Genomic DNA, 20949 nt, shown 5'->3' with positions numbered 1-20949 from the left:
GAGAGGAATAATGAAAACGCTGCTGATCATTGACTCCGGTCTCGGACAGGCTCGTGCCTATATGGCGAAGACCCTGCTGGGCGCGGCGGCACAAAAAGCGCACCTGGATATCATTGATAACCCGGGTGATGCTGAAATGGCGATTGTTCTGGGCGACAAAATCCCCGCGGACAGCGCCCTGAACGGCAAAAAAGTGTGGCTGGGCGATATTAACCGCGCGGTGGCACACCCTGAACTGTTTCTGAGCGAAGCAAAAGGTCATGCGACGGTTTACAGTGCACCCGTTGAGGCCGCGCCGGTCGCAACCGCTGGGCCGAAACGCATTGTTGCGGTAACGGCTTGCCCGACAGGTGTGGCTCACACCTTTATGGCGGCTGAAGCCATTGAAACCGAAGCGAAAAAACGCGGCTGGTGGGTGAAGGTTGAAACTCGCGGATCTGTTGGCGCGGGTAATGCCATCACGCCGGAAGAGGTGGCCGAAGCCGATCTGGTGATCGTGGCGGCCGATATCGAAGTGGATCTGGCGAAGTTTGCCGGTAAGCCGATGTACCGCACCTCAACCGGCCTGGCGCTGAAGAAAACTGCGCAGGAGTTTGATAAAGCGCTGGCGGAAGCCAAACCTTATCAGGCGACCGGTGCGGCTAAAACGCCTGGCGAAGGTAAGAAAGAGTCTGCGGGTGCCTATCGTCACCTGTTAACCGGGGTTTCCTACATGCTGCCGATGGTGGTGGCGGGCGGCCTGTGTATTGCGCTCTCCTTTGCCTTTGGTATCGAAGCCTTTAAAGAGCAGGGCACGCTGGCGGCAGCGTTGATGCAGATTGGTGGCGGCTCCGCGTTTGCGCTGATGGTGCCGGTGCTGGCGGGCTTTATCGCCTTCTCCATCGCTGACCGTCCGGGTCTGACGCCGGGTCTTATCGGCGGTATGCTGGCCGTGAGCACTGGTTCTGGCTTTATCGGCGGTATTATTGCCGGTTTCCTTGCCGGTTACGTGGCGAAGCTCATCAGCTCTAAGCTGAAGCTGCCGCAGAGTATGGAGGCGCTGAAACCTATCCTGATCATCCCGCTGATTTCCAGCCTGGTGGTCGGTCTGGCGATGATTTACCTGATTGGTAAGCCGGTCGCGGGCATTCTGGAAGGTCTGACCCACTGGCTGCAAACCATGGGGACGGCGAACGCGGTGCTGTTGGGCGCAATCCTCGGCGGTATGATGTGTACCGACATGGGCGGTCCGGTAAACAAAGCGGCATACGCGTTCGGCGTTGGCCTGCTGAGTACCCAGACCTATGCGCCTATGGCGGCGATCATGGCGGCAGGTATGGTGCCTCCGCTGGCGCTTGGCCTGGCGACAATCATTGCCCGTCGTAAGTTCGATAAAGCGCAGCAGGAAGGCGGCAAAGCGGCGCTGGTGCTGGGTCTGTGCTTCATTACCGAAGGCGCAATCCCGTTTGCGGCGCGCGATCCAATGCGTGTTCTGCCATGCTGTATCGTCGGCGGTGCGGTAACGGGAGCTATCTCCATGGCGGTAGGTGCGAAACTGATGGCACCGCACGGCGGTCTGTTCGTCCTGCTGATCCCTGGCGCCATCACGCCGGTGCTGGGCTACCTGCTGGCGATTGTTGCCGGTACGCTGGTGGCGGGTCTGTCTTACGCGGTGCTGAAGCGTCCGGAAGCGGAAGTGGTCGCAAAAGCAGCCTAAAAGAGGTGTCGGGTGGCGGCTTCGCCTTACCCGACCTACAAAAAAGCCGGGTCGCGTTAAGCGCCCGGCTTTTTTTATGCCGCCTGTTCAGCGGTCTGCTGTGCCTTCAGCCAGGCAATCTCTTCTGCCCAGATATCCGGATTGATGGTTTCCAGCACCATTGGAATGCCGTCGAAGCGGGGATCCTGCATGATAAAGCGGAACGCATCGTGGCCGATATTACCTTCGCCCAGGCTGTGGTGACGGTCTACGCGGCTGCCGAACGCGCTTTTCGCATCGTTTAAGTGCATACCGCGAAGATACTTAAAGCCAACAATACGCTCGAACTCTTCGAAGGTATTTTTCGTGGCCTCGGTTGTGCGCAGGTCATACCCGGCGGCAAACGCGTGGCAGGTATCAATGCACACGCCCACGCGGGATTTGTCTTCCACGCCGTCGATGATCGCCGCCAGATGCTCAAACTTAAAGCCGAGGTTGCTGCCCTGACCGGCGGTATTCTCAATCACCGCCGTCACGCCCTGGGTTTTATCCAGCGTCATGTTGATGGACTCGGCGATGCGCGCCAGACAGGCGTCTTCGTCGATTTGCATCAGATGGCTACCGGGATGGAAGTTCAGCAGCGTCAGCCCCAGCTGTTCGCAGCGCTGAACCTCATCCAGGAATGCTTCGCGGGATTTTTCCAGCGCCTCAGCAACCGGGTGGCCGAGGTTAATCAGGTAGCTGTCGTGCGGGAGGATCTGCCCAGGCCCATAGCGGTATTTCTCGCAGGCGGCTTTGAAGTCATCAATCACTTCCGCGGTGAGGGGAGCTGCGCGCCACTGGCGCTGGTTTTTGGTGAACAGGGCGAAAGCGGTCGCCTCGATTTCGGCGGCGCGAATGGCGGCATTCGCAAGGCCACCGGCAGCGCTGACGTGCGCTCCAACATATTTCATAAAAAGACTCCTGTTAACCCGAAATGCCTATGATAGCGGGTTAACAGGAGAAGGACGAGATGGTTTATGCCAACAGGCTGTGTACCGCAAGGTTAATCGCACCGCCGCCAACAATCAGCCAGATGAACAGCACCAGCGCCATCAGCAGCGGTTTCGACCCGGCTTTTTTCAGCGCGCTGACGTGCGTGGTGACGCCCAGCGCCGCCATTGCCATCGCCAGCAGGACCGTATCCAGCGTGACCAGTATATCCACCATCGCTTTTGGCAGCAGGTGGAAAGAGTTGAAGATAGCGACCACGATGAACAGGATCGCAAACCACGGAATGGTGATTTTGCTTTTCTCGCTGCCGCCTGCCGGAGCCAGCTGTTTAACCCGCGCCGCAAGGAAAATCAGGAACGGGGCCAGCATCATCACGCGCAGCATTTTGGCGATGACCGCCGCGTTTTCCGCTTCCGGGTTAATGGCGTGACCTGCCGCCACCACCTGCGCGACTTCGTGCATGGTTGAGCCGATATAAATGCCGTAGGTTTCCGGGCTAAACCAGTGCGCCACCAGCGGATACATGGCTGGATACAGGAAGATCGCCAGCGTACCGAAGATAACTACCGTCGCGACGGCAACCGTGACTTTACTGGCTTCGGCTTTGACTACCGGCTCTGTTGCCAGTACAGCCGCTGCGCCGCAGATGCTGCTACCCGCACCGATCAGCCAGCTGGTCTGTTTGTCCAGTCCAAAGATCTTCTGGCCGATAAAGCACGCCAGTAAAAAGGTGCTCGAAAGGGTCAGGACGTCGATGGCAATCCCGCTGACACCCACATCCGCAATCTGCGAAAAGGTGAGACGGAAGCCATAAAGGATGATCCCGAGACGTAATAAATGCTGCTTGGCGAAAATCACGCCGCCGTCGCAGGATTTCCAGATGTGCGGGTAAACGGTGTTCCCGACCACCATGCCGAGCAGAATGGCCAGCGTCAGGGCGCTGAACCCTGCACCGGCAACAGCCGGTATACTGCCACCCCATAAGGCCACGCCGGTAACCACGGCGCTGAGCGCGAGACCCGGCACGAAGTGCCACACTGTACGATGATGTTGTAAGGTGATTTCTGACATAACCTTCTCCTTTGTCAGGCTAAAGGTTACGGCGCTCTGGCTTAAAAATAAAATTGATTATATATTTATAATCAATCTTTATAAGTGGTAAGCAACCATGCACATTACATTGCGTCAGCTGGAGGTTTTTGCCGAGGTGCTGAAAAGCGGCTCGACAACCCAGGCGTCACAAATGCTGGCGCTCTCGCAGTCCGCCGTTAGCGCGGCCCTGACCGATCTTGAAGGGCAACTGGGCGTCCAGCTTTTCGACAGGGTAGGAAAGCGACTGGTGGTGAACGAACATGGCCGCCTGCTGTATCCGCGTGCCCTGGCCTTGCTGGAGCAGGCTACGGAGATCGAACAGCTGTTCCGCGAGGACAACGGCGCTATTCGCGTCTACGCCAGCAGCACGATCGGTAACTACATCCTGCCGGAAGTGATCGCCCGCTACCGCCGGGATTTTCCGACCCTGCCGCTGGAGATGAGCGTCGGCAACAGCCAGGACGTGATTAACGCGGTGATTGATTTCCGCGTGGACATCGGTCTTATCGAAGGGCCGTGCCACAACGTGGATATCATTGCGGAGCCCTGGCTTGAGGATGAGCTGGTGGTGTTTGCTTCCCCGGCCTCTTCTTTACTCAAGGGCGAGGTCACGCTGGAGCGGCTGGCGCAAGCGCAGTGGATCCTGCGAGAGCAGGGCTCCGGCACGCGTGAGATTGTCGATTATCTGCTGCTGTCCCATCTGCCGCAGTTCCAGTTAGGGATGGAATTAGGTAACTCCGAGGCCATTAAGCATGCCGTACGCCATGGTCTGGGCATTAGTTGTCTTTCCCGACGGGTGATTGCCGAACAGCTGGAAACCGGCTCTCTGGTTGAGATCCCCGTTCCGCTGCCGAAGCTGGTGCGCACGCTGTGGTGCATCCACCATCGTCAGAAACACCTTTCCAGCTCGCTCCAGCGTTTTCTGCGCTACTGCGAGATGTAAAAGCGCCCCTCACCCTGGCCCTCTCCCCAAAGGGGAGAGGGAAAAATTATGCTTTACTTATAATCCTGGCCGAGTCATGAAGCTCTCTTATAACTGAGCATTTCTGCCGGAAGCAACGCAGATCGTCTGCTACAATCGCGCCTCATTTATTGAATGGACAGCATTTTCACATGGTTTCAGAAACTAAAACCACAGAAGCGCCCGCGCTACGTCGCGCACTTAAGGCGCGTCACCTGACGATGATCGCCATTGGCGGCTCCATCGGTACGGGTCTTTTCGTTGCCTCTGGCGCAACAATTTCGGCAGCCGGCCCGGGTGGGGCATTATTCTCTTATATCCTGATTGGCCTGATGGTCTACTTCCTGATGACCAGCCTGGGCGAACTGGCGGCATACATGCCGGTGTCTGGTTCGTTTTCGACCTACGGACAAAAATACGTTGAGGAAGGCTTCGGCTTCGCGCTGGGCTGGAACTACTGGTACAACTGGGCGGTGACCATCGCCGTTGACCTCGTCGCGGCACAGCTGGTGATGACCTGGTGGTTCCCGGACACGCCCGGCTGGATCTGGAGCGCCCTGTTCCTGGCGGTCATCTTCCTGCTGAACTACATCTCCGTGCGCGGTTTCGGCGAAGCGGAATACTGGTTCTCTTTAATTAAAGTGGCAACCGTCATCATCTTTATCGTCGTCGGTGTGGCGATGATCGTTGGTATTTTCAAAGGGGCTGAACCGGCGGGCTGGAGTAACTGGACAATAGGCGATGCGCCGTTTGCCGGGGGCTTCTCGGCGATGATTGGCGTGGCGATGATTGTCGGCTTCTCCTTCCAGGGTACCGAGTTGATTGGTATCGCGGCCGGTGAATCCGAAAACCCGGAGAAGACCATCCCGCGCGCGGTGCGTCAGGTGTTCTGGCGTATCCTGCTGTTCTATGTGTTCGCGATCCTGATTATCAGCCTGATCATTCCGTATACCGACCCAAGCCTGCTGCGTAACGATGTGAAAGACATCAGCGTCAGCCCGTTCACCCTGGTCTTCCAGCACGCGGGTCTGCTCTCTGCGGCGGCGGTGATGAACGCGGTGATCCTGACGGCGGTACTGTCTGCGGGTAACTCCGGGATGTACGCCTCTACCCGCATGCTCTACACCCTGGCCTGCGACGGTAAAGCGCCGCGTATTTTCTCGAAACTGTCTCGCGGTGGCGTGCCGCGCAACGCGCTGTATGCGACCACGGTGATTGCGGGTCTCTGTTTCCTGACCTCCATGTTCGGCAACCAGACGGTCTACCTGTGGCTGCTTAACACCTCTGGTATGACGGGCTTCATTGCCTGGCTGGGCATTGCCATCAGCCACTACCGTTTCCGTCGCGGGTACGTCAAGCAGGGTCATGATCTGAATAACCTGCCGTACCGGTCAGGGTTCTTCCCGCTGGGGCCGATCTTCGCCTTCGTTCTGTGCCTGATCATTACCCTGGGCCAGAACTATGAGGCCTTCCTTGCGGACACCATTGACTGGGGCGCCGTCACGGCCACCTATATTGGCATTCCGCTGTTCCTGATCATCTGGTTTGGCTACAAACTGACGAAAGGAACGCGCTTCGTTCGCTACAGTGAAATGGATTTCCCGGAACGATTTAAACAATAACCGCACTTCCTCTCTTTTAGCCCGCTCAATCGAGCGGGCTTTTTTATGGGCAGATCAGAAGCTGTAGGTCATGCCAACGGTATAGCGACGGCCATCCAGCACGGTGTCATACGTATCGTAGTCAATCTGCTTATCGAGCATGTTATACACACCGGCAGTAACCAGCAGGTTTTTGTTGGCGTTGTAGCGCATACCGACATCCACCTGAGTGTAGGACGGTGTACCCTGGGACATTGACGTGCGGCTCAGGTACTCAGACGTTTTACCGCGTAGGTTCAGACGGCTCCAGAAGCCGACGTCGGGCGTCGCCTGCCAGTCCAGGGTGGTGTTGAACATGTGTTTTGGCATTTTGTTCAGTGGCTTGCCGGAGAACTGGCCGCTCTTCTGCTCGGATTCCGTATAGGTGTAGTTTGCAGTCCAGTTCACATCGCGCGTGATTTTCCAGCCGAAGGAGGACTCCACACCGCGCATATTGGCTTTGTCCACGTTGACGCGATCGCTGACGAAATCATAGCTATGATCGCCAATCGTACAGGCGGGATCGGCGCTGCTGTTACAGCGGCGAACTTCCGTAATTTTATCCTTGAAGTCGGTATTAAACAGGGTCACACCGGCATTAAGGTTATCGTTGTTATCCCAGAGCAGGGCGAGCTCTTCGCTCAGGCTCTTCTCGGGTTTCAGATCCGGGTTGCCGACGATGATACCGTCAAGACGGCCGCCACCTGTCACCTGGCCCCAGCTGGCAGACGACTGACGCAGATCCGGCGCACGATAGCCAGCAGAAACCCCGCCTTTCAACGTCCACTGATCGGCCAGGTGCCATACGCCGTAACCGCGCGGCGTCCAGTTCGTCCCGTAGTTTTGGTCTTTGTCCATACGCAGGCCGCCGGTCAACGTAAAGCTTTCCGTCATTGACCATTCATCTTCGGCAAACAGGGCCCAGCTCCAGCGCGTCAGTTTGTTCAGGCCGTCAGCAGCTTCCAGCTGATTGCCGTTGTCGCGCAATTTCTCATAACGGTACTGTCCGCCGAGGGTCAACGTATGATCGCCGAGGAAGATCTGGTTCTGGTTGTTAAAGGTGGTGTTGTAGGAACGCATTTTGCGACCTGGATTATTGGTCTCTTCCTGCTGGATATAGCTGGTGGTATTGAAGTCGTCGTAATAACCACTGTGGGTTAACGAGTAGGTCGTGTGCTCATAGCGCGAGTCGCTTTTGGTATTTGGCGTACAGGTTGTTCCCCGGCAGGTTTCAGCTGCTTTCGACATCCCCGGGGTGCTGTTTCTGTCCTGAAGCTCGCGAGCAAAGTCGAGATCGAAATCGTTCTTCTCGTCCGGCGTGAAGTTCAGCGTAATGCCACCGTTACGCATTTTCTGCTCGTTATAGCCGTTCACGATTTTATCTTCTGCGCGGCGTGACAACAGCCCCGTCACTTTTGCACCCAGCAGCCCGTCAATCAGGGGACCAGAGGCGTAGGCGTTGGTCTGGAAGATATCGCCGGAATCATGGTTTTCCTGGAAGGTTGCATCGCCATGCAACGAACCGGTCCAGGCTTTGGTGTTCGAGACTTTTTTGGTAATGACGTTAATGACGCCACCCATAGCATCGGAGCCGTAAAGCGAGGACATCGGGCCGCGGATGACCTCGATGCGCTCAATGGACTCCAGCGGCGGCAGCCAGCCTTGTTCAATACCCGAGTTGTCGCTGTTTGGGCGGGTGCTTCGCGTACTGACGCGTTTGCCGTTCACCAGGAACAGGGTGTACTGAGAGGCCATGCCGCGAATACTGATATCACTGCTACTTCCACCGCCGGTGACGACGACGCCCGGGACATCTCTCAGGGCATCGGTAACATCACGGTAGGCTTTATCTTCAATCTGCTGTTTTGAAATCACAGAGATGGAGGCGGGGGCATTCTGGATCTTTTGTTCAAAACCCGTCGCGGTAACGACAACGGTATCCTGATCGGCTGCGTGAACGAAGGGGGAACATGTGGCAGCGCCAATGGCGACGGCCAGGAGCTTAATGCGTGGTATTGTCATTTGTACATTCCGTATAAAAATGAAAAAAACTCCATCGGGATAACCCTGAGAACTGTATGTTTTTGTCTTGTAAGAACTCTTTGAGATGGAGAAGAGCCTGGAATTGTACAAAAGAATGTAGAATTGTAAACACAAATGATAATTGAAATCATTTGTGTTTGAGTGAGGGCGACGGAAAACAGGCTGGATTCAAGCGGATAGGATTATGTAAATGAGGGGAAAGGCCCGACAGGCGAGAGGCTATCGGGCAAACAGCTGTATTTACGCGAACAAATGTGTCGCATGGAAGCGAAGATGATCTTCAATAAAGGACGCCATAAAGTAATAGCTGTGATCGTATCCCGGCTGTATGCGCAGAGTCAGCGGCCAGTCCTTCTGGCGCGCGGCTTCCGCCAGCACCGCAGGCTGTAACTGCCCGGCGAGGAACTGATCGGCATCACCCTGATCCACCAGCATCGGGATAGCGTCTTCTGGCTGGCTTGCAAGCAACAGCGCACAGCTGTCCCATTCCTGCCATTTCTCTGCATCCTCACCCAGATAGTGCGTGAAGGCTTTTTGCCCCCACGGCACCTGCGTTGGGTTCACAATCGGCGCAAATGCGGACACGCTGGTGTATTTCCCCGGATTTTTCAGCGCCATTATCAGCGCCCCGTGGCCACCCATCGAATGTCCGCTTATCGCGCAGCGCTCGCTGACCGCGAACTGAGAGTGCACCAGGGCAGGCAGTTCATCGCGAATGTAGTCATACATGCGGTAATGGCTCGCCCAGGGTTGTTCCGTGGCGTTGAGATAGAACCCGGCGCCTTTACCCAAATCGTATCCGGCATCGTCGGCCACGTCATCGCCACGCGGGCTGGTATCTGGCATCACCAGCGCAATGCCCAGTTCGGCAGCAATACGCTGGGCACCCGCTTTGGTGGTGAAATTTTCGTCGTTGCAGGTCAGGCCTGAAAGCCAGTACAACACCGGTGGATTGTCCGCAGGGGGCAGGAAAATGCTGAACGTCATAGCACAGTTCAGCGTGGTGGAGTCGTGCCGCCAGCGCTGCTGTCGACCTTCAAAACAACGATGCTCTTCGAGCAGTTCCATGCAGGGCTCCTTATCCGAAAGACTATTCATAAAACGCATAATACAGAGTTTTCATTGACCTGTGAGCAACTTTCACTTTCGCAGGACGGCGAGATGTTGCATCATAAATTTACTTTTCTTTAACAATTGGAGCGAACATGGCGCTGCGTATCGCGCTCAGCGGATTTGTGGTTCTGGTCGTGGCGATGGGGATAGGGCGCTTCGCCTTCACGCCTCAGGTGCCGCTGATGATTGCCGCCGGGCAACTCACGCTTACCAGCGCGGGGCTGGTGGCGGCAATGAACTACCTGGGCTATCTGGTGGGGGCATGGGATGCTATGCGCGCTCATCGCTTCGTTGAAACGCGTCTCTGGCTTGGCATCACTGGCGCGGTGGCGCTGACGCTGCTCTCTGCGGCGGCAGATAATGCTGTCGTTCACGGCCTGCTGCGCTTTGTGATCGGCTGCATGAGCGGCTGGTCGATGGTGCTGATTGCCGCCTGGACCAACGAGCGGCTGGGGCAGCCGGGCAAGCCGGGGCTTAGTGCAGCCGTCTTTGCCGGACCCGGGGCCGGTATCGCCCTGAGTGGCCTGCTGGCGGTCTATATTCAGGCGAAATCCTTGTCCGCCGGGGCGGCATGGCAAATCTACGGCGTACTGGCGCTGGTGCTGATTGCGCTGGTGGCGCGCTACCTGCCGCGCGCGGGCCAGCTTCATCGCCCCGGTACCGCGCCTGAGCCGCTGTTGTTGACCGCGGATCTCAGGCGTCTGGTCTGGAGCTACAGCCTGGCAGGGTTCGGCTATATCCTCCCTGCGACCTTCCTGTCGCAAATGGCGGCGGTGCGTTTCCCGGGCAGCCTGTTTGCCCAGTTTGTCTGGCCAATATTTGGCGCCGCCTCGGTGGTGGGGATTGCGCTCAGTATTGCCCTGCGGCATACATCAAGCGCTAACCGCAGGCTGGCGATTGTTCTCTGGTTACAGGGGATTGGCGTGCTGGCGGCCTGGCTGCTGCCGGGCATTGGCGGCTTGCTGACGGGTGGGCTGCTGGTGGGCGGCGGGTTCCTTTGCGCCGTGCAGCTCTCTCTGCTGTACGGTCGCGAGCTGGCGCCAGATCATACGCGTTATATGGCGGGACTGCTCACCACCGGGTATGCCATTGGTCAGCTGATTGGTCCGGTCACGTCGGCACTCTCGACCTGGCTCACGCACCGGCTGGAACCTGCGCTGGGGCTGGCGGGGATCGCGCTGTTCGCTGGCGGAGCGTTAGTCTGGAACCGTCAGGCTGAAAGGCAACAGCAATTGCAATAATTATCGACGTGAATACTGGATTATGTGCGTCGCCTCACGCACAATGAGCGCACACTTTTGCCACAACGAGGGCAAAAGACGCCACACCTGCAGGAGAAAAGAATGTCATCACTCAGTAAAGAAGCAGCCCTTGTCCATGAAGCGCTGGTTGCGCGCGGTCTTGAAACGCCACTGCGCCCGCCGGTGCAGGAGCTGGACAATGTTACCCGCAAGAGTCTGATCGCCGGCCATATGACGGAGATCATGCAACTGCTGAATCTCGATCTGAGCGACGACAGCCTGATGGAGACGCCGCACCGCATCGCGAAAATGTACGTCGACGAAATTTTCTCCGGCCTGGATTACGCGAACTTCCCGAAAATCACCGTCATTGAAAACAAGATGAAGGTCGATGAGATGGTGACGGTACGCGATATCACGCTGACCAGCACCTGCGAGCATCACTTTGTGACCATCGATGGTAAAGCGACGGTGGCCTATATTCCAAAAGATACGGTCATTGGCCTGTCCAAGATCAACCGCATCGTGCAGTTCTTTGCCCAGCGTCCTCAGGTGCAGGAGCGTCTGACGCAGCAGATCCTGACCGCACTGCAAACCCTGTTGGGGACTAACAACGTGGCGGTGTCTATCGACGCGGTTCACTACTGCGTGAAAGCGCGTGGCGTGCGTGATGCAACCAGCGCGACTACCACCACCTCGCTGGGCGGCCTGTTCAAATCGAGCCAGAACACCCGCCAGGAGTTTCTGCGCGCCGTGCGCCACCACAACTAATCAGACAGGGCAGGGACCATGGAGCGAAACGTCACGCTCGATTTTGTTCGCGGCGTCGCCATTCTCGGTATCCTGCTGCTGAATATCAGCGCCTTCGGTCTGCCGAAGGCCGCCTATCTGAACCCTGCGTGGTATGGCGACATCACGCGCAGCGACGCCTGGACGTGGGCAATCCTTGATCTCTTCGCACAGGTTAAATTTCTGACCCTCTTTGCGCTTCTGTTTGGCGCGGGACTTCAGCTTCTCCTCAAACGCGGTACGCGCTGGATCCAGTCGCGTTTAACGCTGCTGGTTATCCTCGGTTTTATTCACGGGCTGCTTTTCTGGGACGGCGATATTCTGCTCGCGTATGGTCTGGTGGGCCTGATTTGCTGGCGGCTGATCCGCGACGCGCCCGGTGTAAAAAGCCTCTTTAACACTGGCGTGATGCTCTATGTCATGGGACTGACCGTGTTATTGCTGCTTGGCATGATTGCCGATGCTTCCACCAGTCGTTCGTGGATCCCGGATGCGGCCAATCTGCAATATGAGCAGTTCTGGAAGCTGAAAGGTGGCATGGAAGCGATCGGCAACCGGGCCGATATGCTCGGCGATAACCTGCTGGCGCTGGGGGCGCAATACGGCTGGCAGCTGGCGGGGATGATGCTGATGGGCGCAGCCCTGATGCGCACCGGCTGGCTGAAAGGAGAATTTAGCCTGCGACACTATCGTCTCACAGGCGCTGGCCTGGTACTGCTCGGCGTGATGATTAACCTTCCGGCGGTGATCTTACAGTGGCATCTTCAGTGGGATTACCGCTGGTGCGCGTTCCTGTTGCAGGTGCCGCGAGAGCTGAGCGCGCCGTTCCAGACCATTGGCTATGCGGCGCTGATCTATGGCTTATGGCCCCGGCTTTCTCGCCTGTGGATCGTCAGTGCGGTGGCCTGCGTTGGACGGATGGCGTTAAGCAATTACATCCTGCAAACGCTGATATGCACCACGCTTTTCTACCGATTCGGCCTGTTTATGAAATTCGACCGCCTGACGCTGCTGGCGTTTGTTATTCCGGTCTGGATTGTTAACGTGGTGTTTTCAGTTATCTGGCTGCGTTTTTTCCGCCAGGGCCCGCTGGAGTGGGTATGGCGACGGTTAACCGCCCTTGCGTCGGGCGTGTCATTGCGTAATACATCCAGATAACGATCTGGATCACAATCATTAACAAAACGGATGTAAGCGTTTTCATCTGTGTGAGCTTCTTCACGTAGTCTCTTCTCTCTCGCTGCCAGAATAGCCACCTTGCTAAACACAGGGGGTGTCTGTGAGTTGCTGCAATCCTTTTAAGGGTGGTGAATATGATCACCATTCGTGACGTCGCCCGCCAGGCGGGTGTTTCTGTTGCTACTGTCTCCCGCGTGCTGAACAACAGTGCGCTGGTCAGCCCTGAAACGCGTGAAACCGTAATGAAAGCCGTGACCCAGCTGGGGTACCGGCCAAACGCCAATGCTCAGGCGCTGGCGACGCAGGTCAGCGATACCATTGGCGTCGTGGTGATGGACGTGTCGGACGCCTTCTTCGGCGCGCTGGTCAAAGCGGTGGACGTCGTTGCTCAGCAGCACCAGAAATATGTGCTGATTGGCAACAGCTATCACGAGGCTGAAAAAGAGCGTTATGCCATTGAGGTACTGATCCGCCAGCGCTGTAACGCCCTGATTGTGCACTCAAAAGCCCTGAGCGATGAAGAGCTGGCCGGGTTTATGGAGCAGATCCCCGGTATGGTGCTGATCAACCGTATCGTCCCCGGTTATGCGCACCGCTGTGTCGGTCTGGATAACATCAGCGGCGCGATGATGGCGACGCGGATGCTCATCAGCAACGGCCATCAGCGCATTGGTTATCTGGCTTCAAGCCACGGTATTGAAGACGACATGATGCGCCGCGAGGGCTGGCAAAACGCCCTGAAAGAGCAGGGCATTGCGCCGCTGGAGAGCTGGGTAGGTACCGGTTCGCCGGACATGCAGGGCGGTGAAGCGGCAATGGTTGAACTGCTGGGGCGTAACCTTCAGCTGACCGCCGTGTTTGCCTATAACGACAGCATGGCGGCAGGTGCGCTTACCGCGCTGAAAGATAATGGCATTGCGGTGCCGCAGCATTTATCGCTGATCGGTTTTGATGATATCCCAATTGCCCGTTACACCGATCCGCAGCTGACAACGGTGCGTTACCCCATTGCGTCGATGGCGAAACTGGCAACAGAGCTGGCGTTACAGGGGGCGGCAGGGCTGTTAGATCCTGACGCAACGCATTGTTTTATGCCGACTTTAGTACGCCGCCATTCGGTCGCTATTCGACAAACTGTGGCTCCGATCACTAACTGATAACATCACGTGATGTAACCGTTTTCAATCTGTGAGTAAATTCACAGTATCTTAACAAGCCGCTGTCTATGATGTCAGCGTTTTAGGGGCTGAAACACAATGTAACGGTGATTATTCACTTTTACCGTTACCAGAATGCCTCAAACAACGAATAAAACGCATTTCTGGAGCGTTACCGAACACGGAAGCTGGACATTTTATAAGTGAACTTCGGCGATCAGTAACGTTTTATTAACATCTGCCCGCCGACCGTTTTTCACAAGAACTACCCTGCATAAAAAAAACCGGAGATACCATGAATAAGAAGGTGTTGACTCTGTCTGCTGTCATGGCAAGCATGCTTTTTGGCGCAGCAGCACACGCAGCGGATACCCGTATTGGCGTGACTATCTATAAATACGACGACAACTTCATGTCCGTTGTGCGTAAAGCAATTGAAAAAGATGCTAAATCAGCGCCAGACGTGCAGCTGCTGATGAATGACTCCCAGAATGACCAGTCTAAACAGAACGATCAGATTGACGTTCTTCTGGCAAAAGGCGTGAAAGCGCTGGCTATTAACCTGGTTGACCCGGCTGCGGCAGGTACGGTGATCGAGAAAGCACGCGGCCAGAACGTGCCGATTGTCTTCTTCAACAAAGAGCCTTCCCGTAAAGCGCTGGACAGCTACGATAAAGCGTATTACGTGGGTACTGACTCCAAAGAGTCCGGGATTATCCAGGGCGATCTTATTGCGAAACACTGGGCGGCGAACCCAAACTGGGATATGAACAAAGATGGTCAGATCCAGTTCGTTCTGCTGAAAGGCGAACCGGGCCATCCGGATGCTGAAGCACGTACCACCTACGTTATTAAAGAGCTGAACGACAAGGGCCTGAAAACCCAGCAGCTGGCGTTAGACACCGCAATGTGGGACACCGCTCAGGCGAAAGATAAGATGGATGCGTGGCTCTCTGGCCCGAACGCCAACAAAATTGAAGTGGTCATCGCCAACAACGATGCAATGGCAATGGGTGCAGTTGAAGCGCTGAAAGCACACAACAAATCCGCCATTCCTGTATTCGGTGTGGATGCCCTACCAGAAGCGCTGGCGCTGGTGAAATCTGGCGCAATGGCCGGTACCGTGCTGAACGATGCTAACAACCAGGCGAAAGCCACCTTCGATCTGGCGAAAAACCTCGCTGATGGTAAAGGCGCTGCTGACGGCACCAGCTGGAAAATTGAAAACAAAATCGTTCGCGTTCCTTACGTGGGCGTAGACCAGTCCAACCTGGCTGAGTTTATCGGTAAATAAGTTATCTGAATTGTCTTCACTGGGCGCAATTCGTTGCGCCCTTTTATAACGCGATATGCGAGGCCAACAAGGTATAATTATGGTCAGCACAACTACTCAGTCGTCCGGTGAATACTTGTTGGAAATGACCGGTGTTAACAAGTCATTCCCCGGTGTTAAGGCGCTCGATAATGTTAATTTAAAAGTTCGTCCTCACTCTATTCATGCGTTAATGGGTGAAAACGGTGCGGGTAAATCAACATTATTAAAATGCCTTTTTGGGATCTATCAAAAAGATTCTGGCAGCATTCTTTTTCAGGGAAAAGAGATCGACTTCCATTCAGCGAAAGAAGCGCTGGAGAACGGTATCTCGATGGTACACCAGGAATTAAACCTGGTTCTGCAACGTTCAGTTATGGATAATATGTGGTTGGGCCGCTATCCAACCAAAGGTGTCTTTGTCGATCAGGATAAAATGTATCGCGACACCAAAGCCATTTTCGATGAGCTGGATATTGATATTGACCCGCGCGCACGCGTCGGGACATTATCCGTTTCCCAGATGCAGATGATCGAAATTGCCAAAGCGTTCTCCTATGATGCGAAAATCGTGATCATGGATGAACCGACATCGTCATTAACGGAAAAAGAGGTTAACCACCTTTTTACCATCATCCGTAAGCTGAAAGATCGCGGCTGCGGCATTGTCTATATCTCACATAAAATGGAAGAGATCTTCCAGCTGTGCGATGAAATTACCATCCTGCGCGATGGCCAGTGGATTGCCACCCAGCCGCTGGAAGGGCTGGACATGGACAAGATCATCGCCATGATGGTTGGCCGTTCATTGAACCAGCGCTTCCCGGATAAAGAAAACAAGCCGGGCGAAGTGATTCTGGAGGTGCGTAACCTGACCTCACTGCGTCAGCCGTCCATCCGCGATGTCTCTTTCGATTTGCACAAGGGCGAGATCCTTGGTATCGCAGGGCTGGTGGGCGCTAAGCGCACCGATATCGTGGAAACCCTGTTTGGTATCCGTGAGAAAGCCGAAGGCACCATTACCCTGCACGGTAAGAAAATCAACAACCACAACGCCAATGAAGCCATTAATAATGGTTTTGCGCTGGTGACGGAAGAGCGGCGTTCCACCGGTATTTACGCTTATCTTGATATTAACTTTAACTCGTTAATTTCTAATATTCGCAATTACAAAAACAAGGTCGGGTTGCTGGATAATTCCCGCATGAAGAGCGATACCCAATGGGTGATTGACTCCATGCGCGTGAAAACGCCGGGCCACCGCACGCAAATTGGCTCACTCTCGGGAGGGAACCAGCAGAAAGTCATTATTGGTCGCTGGCTATTAACCCAGCCTGAAATACTGATGCTGGATGAACCTACGCGCGGTATCGACGTGGGTGCAAAATTCGAGATTTACCAGCTGATCGCAGAGCTGGCGAAAAAAGATAAAGGGATCATTATTATTTCTTCCGAAATGCCGGAATTGTTAGGGATCACAGACCGTATTCTGGTTATGAGCAATGGTCTCGTTGCCGGTATTGTTGAAACCAAAACGACAACGCAAAACGAAATTTTGCGTCTTGCGTCTTTGCACCTTTAAGATCAGGGGCTCCTCATGAGTGCGTTAAATAAAAAAAGTTTTCTCACTTATCTGAAAGAAGGCGGTATTTACGTTGTTCTTTTAGTCTTGCTGGCGATAATTATTTTCCAGGACCCAACGTTCTTAAGTCTGCTGAACTTAAGTAATATTCTGACCCAGTCTTCCGTACGTATTATCATCGCACTGGGCGTGGCAGGGCTCATCGTTACCCAGGGGACAGACCTTTCGGCAGGGCGCCAGGTGGGTCTGGCGGCGGTTATTGCGGCAACCCTGTTGCAGTCGATGGAAAACGCCAACAAGGTGTTCCCGGAGATGGCGACCATGCCGATTTTCGTGGTGATCCTGATCGTATGCGCCATCGGCGCGGTAATTGGCCTGATTAACGGCATCATCATTGCTTACCTGAACGTGACGCCATTCATCACCACGCTTGGCACGATGATCATCGTTTATGGTATCAACTCCCTGTACTACGATTTCGTCGGCGCGTCTCCAATCTCTGGCTTCGAAAGCGGCTTCTCGACCTTCACGCAGGGGTTTGTTGCGCTGGGCAGCTTCCGTCTCTCCTATATCACCTTCTATGCGCTGATTGCGGTGGCGTTCGTCTGGATCCTGTGGAACAAAACCCGCTTCGGTAAAAACATCTTTGCTATCGGCGGCAACCCGGAAGCGGCGAAAGTCTCCGGCGTCAACGTGGCTCTGAACCTGCTGATGATTTATGCCCTGTCCGGTGTGTTCTACGCCTTCGGCGGGATGCTGGAAGCAGGCCGTATCGGCTCTGCCACCAACAACCTCGGTTTTATGTACGAGCTGGATGCGATTGCGGCCTGCGTGGTCGGCGGCGTCTCCTTCAGCGGCGGCGTGGGTACCGTGCTGGGCGTGGTGACCGGTGTGATCATCTTCACCGTGATCAACTACGGCCTGACCTACATCGGCGTGAACCCGTACTGGCAGTACATCATCAAGGGCGCGATCATTATCTTCGCGGTTGCCCTGGATTCACTGAAGTACGCGCGTAAGAAATAAGTTCTTCAGAATGGAAAGGCCCGCTCACGTAGCGGGCCTTTTTTTGCCCGGTGGCGCGACGCTTACCGGGCCTACAAAATCGCGATCGTAGGTCGGGTAAGGCGAAGCCGCCACCCGACATCAGTTATTACTTCTTCTGCATTTCCAGCAGCTGCTCCGGCGTCACCGCCGGATAACCTTGCGCATTTTCAGGCACTTCGTGCATCGTTGGGATCGGCACCAGCGGGCCTAAAAAGCGCGGTTCACGCTTGAACAGGTACAGGTCAGCCAGCGCGCCAAAACGAGCGCCAAACTCACGTACGCGTACGCTCAGCATATCTTTTGGCGACGGCACGGCGTAGCACTGGGCCTGGATCCCCATATGCAGGGCGATAAACAGCGCCCGCTCGCAGTGGAAACGCTGGGTGATGATGATGAAATCATTGGTGTCGAACACCTTGCGGGTACGCACGATGGAATCAAGCGTGCGGAATCCGGCGTAGTCGAGCACGATATCGGCCGGGTCGACGCCTGCGGCAATCAGGTCTTTGCGCATCGTCACCGGCTCGTTATAGCTTTGCAGCGCGTTATCGCCGCTCAGCAGCAGATAGTTCACCTTGCCGCTGTTATAGGCGTTCAGCGCGCCCTGAATACGATACCGGTAATACTGATTGATGACGCCGGTGCGGTAATACTTGGCGGTGCCAAGCACCACGCCAACCTGGCGGTAGGGGAGGTCCTGTAGGTCGTCAAAAATGTAGGGAGCTGTTTTCCAGCTCATCCAGCGGTCGAGACCCAGCACGATCAACAGCAGTATGCCGACCAGGACAGACAGGCTGTAAAACACGCGCTTTAACATGCAGATGGCTCGTACCGATGATGAAATTTCCCTCAGGCTACTGTACCCGCCTGGTTAGCGCAAGAAACAGCGATTCAACTGAGGGGTTTTTCGTCAGACTGGCGGGCAAATTTGCCCGCCGAACAGATTATGCCAGCAGCACGCGGTCGATGGTTGAACAGCCCAGCGCTTTCAGCGTGGCTGCGGTCGCGTCCCACTGGATCAGCGGTGCATCGGCCTTTTCAGCGAGGATCGCGCGCTGAATATCCGGGTAGTCATACCCGTTCAGGCTGAGCAGGTTCAGGGCGCCCTGGAGCGGAGGCAGCGTCGGGTTAAACGCGGCGTTCTCTGCATAGCTGCCGGTGAAGATGCGGCCGTCGCGGCACTGAAGGGCGACGCCGCTTGGTGATTTGCTGTATGGCGTGTGGCTTTTATTGGCGGCGGCAATGGCCGCTTCGCTGAGCGCATCCCCTGAGAGCGCGTAACCGTGGTCCTGCTCGTCCATCAGCAGGGTTTTGATCTCAAGATCTTTAGGGCCAAAAGCATCCGGCAGGTAATCACCCAGCGTATGCGGCGCGCGTCCCGGCAGGTTGATACGCAGTTCAAGACCGCTGTTCAGCTCATTCATAAACTGGCGGCAGTGGCCGCAAGGGGTATAGTTGACGGTGATGGCGCGCAGGGCCTTTTCGCCGCGCAGCCAGGCGTGACTGATGGCACTCTGCTCCGCATGAACGGTTTGCTGCATGGTCGCACCGAGAAACTCCATGTTCCCGCCGAAGTACCAGGTCCCGCTCACACCGCGCGCAATTGCGCCAACGTTAAAATGGGAAAGGTCAGCGCGGGCGCAAGCAGCCGCCAGCGGCAGCAGGGCGAAAGCCAGCGCGTCTTCGTCCAGCCCCGTTGCCTGTTTAAGCGTCGTGACCTGATCTGCCGTCAGCAGGGCGGGGAAATGCGCATCCGCCAGAACCGGAGCCAGGGCTGATTGCAAATTCTCTGCAAGCTGAGAGAAAGCAGCTTGAAAACGTGGATGCATGACGTTGCCTCATCAAGGTTAATGGATCGGTAGTGTACGGAGCCGTACGGCCTTTATATGTGATCCAAATCTCATTATGTATGCAACTTATGAAATGAAAATGAAATTTGCGCGACGCATCGCAAATTTTAGCCCATTACTGCCAGAATAATCGGGAAGATAAACGGCGCGACCAGGGAGGTTATAATCCCGCAGATCACCAGCGCCAGGGAGCTGAATGCCCCTTCCTGATAATCCAGCTCCGCGCAGCGTGCGGTGCCCAGCGCGTGCGAGGCGGTACCCATCGCCAGACCGCGCGCCGCTTTGGTCCGAATTTTCATGATATTCAGCAGCGTATGACCAAACACCGCGCCCAGGATACCGACGAAAATCACGCACACGGCGCTGATGGCCGGAATGCCGCCGATACTGCCGCCCACGGCCATGGCAATCGGCGTAGTAACGGATTTAGGCAGAATAGAGGCGGCGATCTGCGGCGATGCGCCCATCAATAAGGCCACCGAGGTACCGGTGATCATCGCAACAAGGCTACCCACAAAGCAGATGGTTATGATGGATTTCCAGCGCGCGCGGATCTGATGCAGTTGCTCATATAAAGGAAACGCCAGAGCCACCACGGCCGGCTGCAACAAATCGTTGAGGATCTTGCTCCCGGCGAAGTAACGTTCATAAGAAATGCCGGTGAGCAGCAGAAAAGGAATAATCACCACCATGGCGACCAGCAGCGGGTTGAGCAACGGCATTTTGAAACGAACCGCAAGCTTACGCGCAGCAAAGAACACCACCAGGGTTAACGGCAGGGACCACCAGATATTCGCCATCATTTTTTTGTTTTCTCCCCGATGACCTTACGTTCGCCATGCACAATGTGTGAGCTCCAGCTGACGACCAGGAAAACTACCAGCGTACTGATGGCGCAGGAGACCACTATCGGGCCGAACTGCGCCTTAAGCACATCGTAATACTGCATAACCCCAACGCCGATAGGCACAAAAAGCAGGGCCATATAGCGAATGAGAACGAAGCACCCCGGGTTGACCCATTTCGCGGGCAGCACCTGTAATGCCAGCAGCACAAACAGGATCAACATGCCGATAATGCTGCCGGGGATGGTAATAGGCAGCAGCGACGCGATAAAAATGCCGGCGTACAGGCAGGCATAAATCAGGACGAAGGCGCGAAGGTATTGCCAGATAGTATTCAGTGATTTGCTCATGGTGAAAGTCCTTGCTGAGACGTATTCATCATACAATTAAACCTGAAAATGTGCCACGGATCACATCATGAATTTTGGGC

General features: G+C 55.5%; 18 protein-coding genes. 10 read left to right on the top strand and 8 right to left on the bottom strand.

Going from position 1 to position 20949, the window contains the following annotated elements; all coding sequences use genetic code 11:
- Positions 1 to 10: 10 nt before the first annotated feature.
- Complete coding sequence (gene fruA, locus BFV65_RS13925; RefSeq protein ID WP_022648704.1) at positions 11 to 1696, top strand: PTS fructose transporter subunit IIBC; 1686 nt, start codon at positions 11 to 13, stop codon at positions 1694 to 1696.
- Positions 1697 to 1770: 74 nt separating this feature from the next.
- Here the strand turns inward: fruA and nfo are convergent, their stop codons facing one another.
- Both nfo and BFV65_RS13915 read right to left on the bottom strand, forming a co-directional pair.
- On the bottom strand, positions 1771 to 2628 hold the full coding sequence (gene nfo / locus BFV65_RS13920) for a deoxyribonuclease IV (protein ID WP_023300589.1): 858 nt from the start codon (positions 2626 to 2628) through the stop codon (positions 1771 to 1773).
- 64 nt (positions 2629 to 2692) lie between these two features.
- On the bottom strand, positions 2693 to 3739 hold the full coding sequence (locus BFV65_RS13915) for a YeiH family protein (protein WP_069596773.1): 1047 nt from the start codon (positions 3737 to 3739) through the stop codon (positions 2693 to 2695).
- A gap of 97 nt (positions 3740 to 3836) precedes the next feature.
- Here BFV65_RS13915 and yieE point away from each other — a divergent pair, with 97 nt between their 5' ends.
- Both yieE and BFV65_RS13905 read left to right on the top strand, forming a co-directional pair.
- A complete protein-coding gene (gene yieE, locus BFV65_RS13910) occupies positions 3837 to 4703 on the top strand; it encodes a DNA-binding transcriptional regulator YeiE (RefSeq protein WP_045308655.1) in 867 nt (288 codons plus the stop codon).
- A gap of 170 nt (positions 4704 to 4873) precedes the next feature.
- Positions 4874 to 6343: an amino acid permease gene (locus tag BFV65_RS13905; protein WP_022648700.1), complete on the top strand. Its 1470-nt coding sequence runs from the start codon at positions 4874 to 4876 to the stop codon at positions 6341 to 6343.
- A gap of 54 nt (positions 6344 to 6397) precedes the next feature.
- On the opposite strand, the gene BFV65_RS13900 is transcribed toward BFV65_RS13905, so the two are convergent.
- Positions 6398 to 8383, bottom strand: a complete 1986-nt coding sequence (locus tag BFV65_RS13900) for a ligand-gated channel protein (RefSeq protein ID WP_032623906.1) — start codon at positions 8381 to 8383, stop codon at positions 6398 to 6400.
- A gap of 261 nt (positions 8384 to 8644) precedes the next feature.
- Entirely contained in the window at positions 8645 to 9472 is an 828-nt protein-coding gene (gene fghA, locus BFV65_RS13895; RefSeq protein ID WP_038416422.1) for an S-formylglutathione hydrolase, read from the bottom strand.
- A gap of 137 nt (positions 9473 to 9609) precedes the next feature.
- Here fghA and BFV65_RS13890 point away from each other — a divergent pair, with 137 nt between their 5' ends.
- The 7 genes from BFV65_RS13890 (at position 9610) to mglC (ending at position 17803) form a co-directional block, all read left to right on the top strand.
- Positions 9610 to 10758: a YbfB/YjiJ family MFS transporter gene (locus tag BFV65_RS13890; protein WP_069596772.1), complete on the top strand. Its 1149-nt coding sequence runs from the start codon at positions 9610 to 9612 to the stop codon at positions 10756 to 10758.
- A gap of 102 nt (positions 10759 to 10860) precedes the next feature.
- Positions 10861 to 11529: a GTP cyclohydrolase I FolE gene (gene folE, locus BFV65_RS13885; RefSeq protein ID WP_017383384.1), complete on the top strand. Its 669-nt coding sequence runs from the start codon at positions 10861 to 10863 to the stop codon at positions 11527 to 11529.
- 18 nt (positions 11530 to 11547) lie between these two features.
- A complete protein-coding gene (yeiB, locus tag BFV65_RS13880; RefSeq protein ID WP_023300585.1) occupies positions 11548 to 12705 on the top strand; it encodes a DUF418 domain-containing protein YeiB in 1158 nt (385 codons plus the stop codon).
- A 155-nt stretch (positions 12706 to 12860) separates the two neighbouring features.
- Entirely contained in the window at positions 12861 to 13883 is a 1023-nt protein-coding gene (gene galS, locus BFV65_RS13875) for an HTH-type transcriptional regulator GalS (protein WP_003859324.1), read from the top strand.
- Positions 13884 to 14178: 295 nt separating this feature from the next.
- Positions 14179 to 15177 carry a galactose/glucose ABC transporter substrate-binding protein MglB gene (gene mglB, locus BFV65_RS13870; protein ID WP_022648695.1) on the top strand — a complete coding sequence of 333 codons (999 nt, stop codon included), beginning with the start codon at positions 14179 to 14181 and terminating at the stop codon, positions 15175 to 15177.
- Between the two features lie 79 nt (positions 15178 to 15256).
- The gene (mglA, locus tag BFV65_RS13865; RefSeq protein ID WP_003859320.1) at positions 15257 to 16777 is read left to right on the top strand and encodes a galactose/methyl galactoside ABC transporter ATP-binding protein MglA; all 1521 of its coding nucleotides are present in this window, start codon (positions 15257 to 15259) and stop codon (positions 16775 to 16777) included.
- A 15-nt stretch (positions 16778 to 16792) separates the two neighbouring features.
- Positions 16793 to 17803, top strand: a complete 1011-nt coding sequence (mglC, locus tag BFV65_RS13860; protein WP_022648694.1) for a galactose/methyl galactoside ABC transporter permease MglC — start codon at positions 16793 to 16795, stop codon at positions 17801 to 17803.
- Positions 17804 to 17930: 127 nt separating this feature from the next.
- Here mglC and sanA read toward each other — a convergent pair whose 3' ends face one another.
- From sanA to BFV65_RS13840, 4 genes are all read right to left on the bottom strand, one after another.
- The gene (sanA, locus tag BFV65_RS13855; protein WP_022648693.1) at positions 17931 to 18641 is read right to left on the bottom strand and encodes an outer membrane permeability protein SanA; all 711 of its coding nucleotides are present in this window, start codon (positions 18639 to 18641) and stop codon (positions 17931 to 17933) included.
- A 127-nt stretch (positions 18642 to 18768) separates the two neighbouring features.
- On the bottom strand, positions 18769 to 19653 hold the full coding sequence (gene cdd / locus BFV65_RS13850; protein ID WP_022648692.1) for a cytidine deaminase: 885 nt from the start codon (positions 19651 to 19653) through the stop codon (positions 18769 to 18771).
- 128 nt (positions 19654 to 19781) lie between these two features.
- Complete coding sequence (locus BFV65_RS13845) at positions 19782 to 20477, bottom strand: CidB/LrgB family autolysis modulator (RefSeq protein WP_038416419.1); 696 nt, start codon at positions 20475 to 20477, stop codon at positions 19782 to 19784.
- Complete coding sequence (locus BFV65_RS13840) at positions 20474 to 20869, bottom strand: CidA/LrgA family protein (protein ID WP_022648690.1); 396 nt, start codon at positions 20867 to 20869, stop codon at positions 20474 to 20476. Before BFV65_RS13840 ends, BFV65_RS13845 begins: the two co-directional genes overlap by 4 nt.
- Positions 20870 to 20949 lie beyond the last annotated feature (80 nt).

The organism is Enterobacter hormaechei subsp. hoffmannii (assembly GCF_001729745.1).
In the GTDB taxonomy this organism is placed as follows: Bacteria; Pseudomonadota; Gammaproteobacteria; order Enterobacterales; family Enterobacteriaceae; genus Enterobacter; species Enterobacter intestinihominis.
Note: the sequence above shows the minus strand (reverse complement) of the source record. Positions and strands in the feature narration are given on the sequence as shown.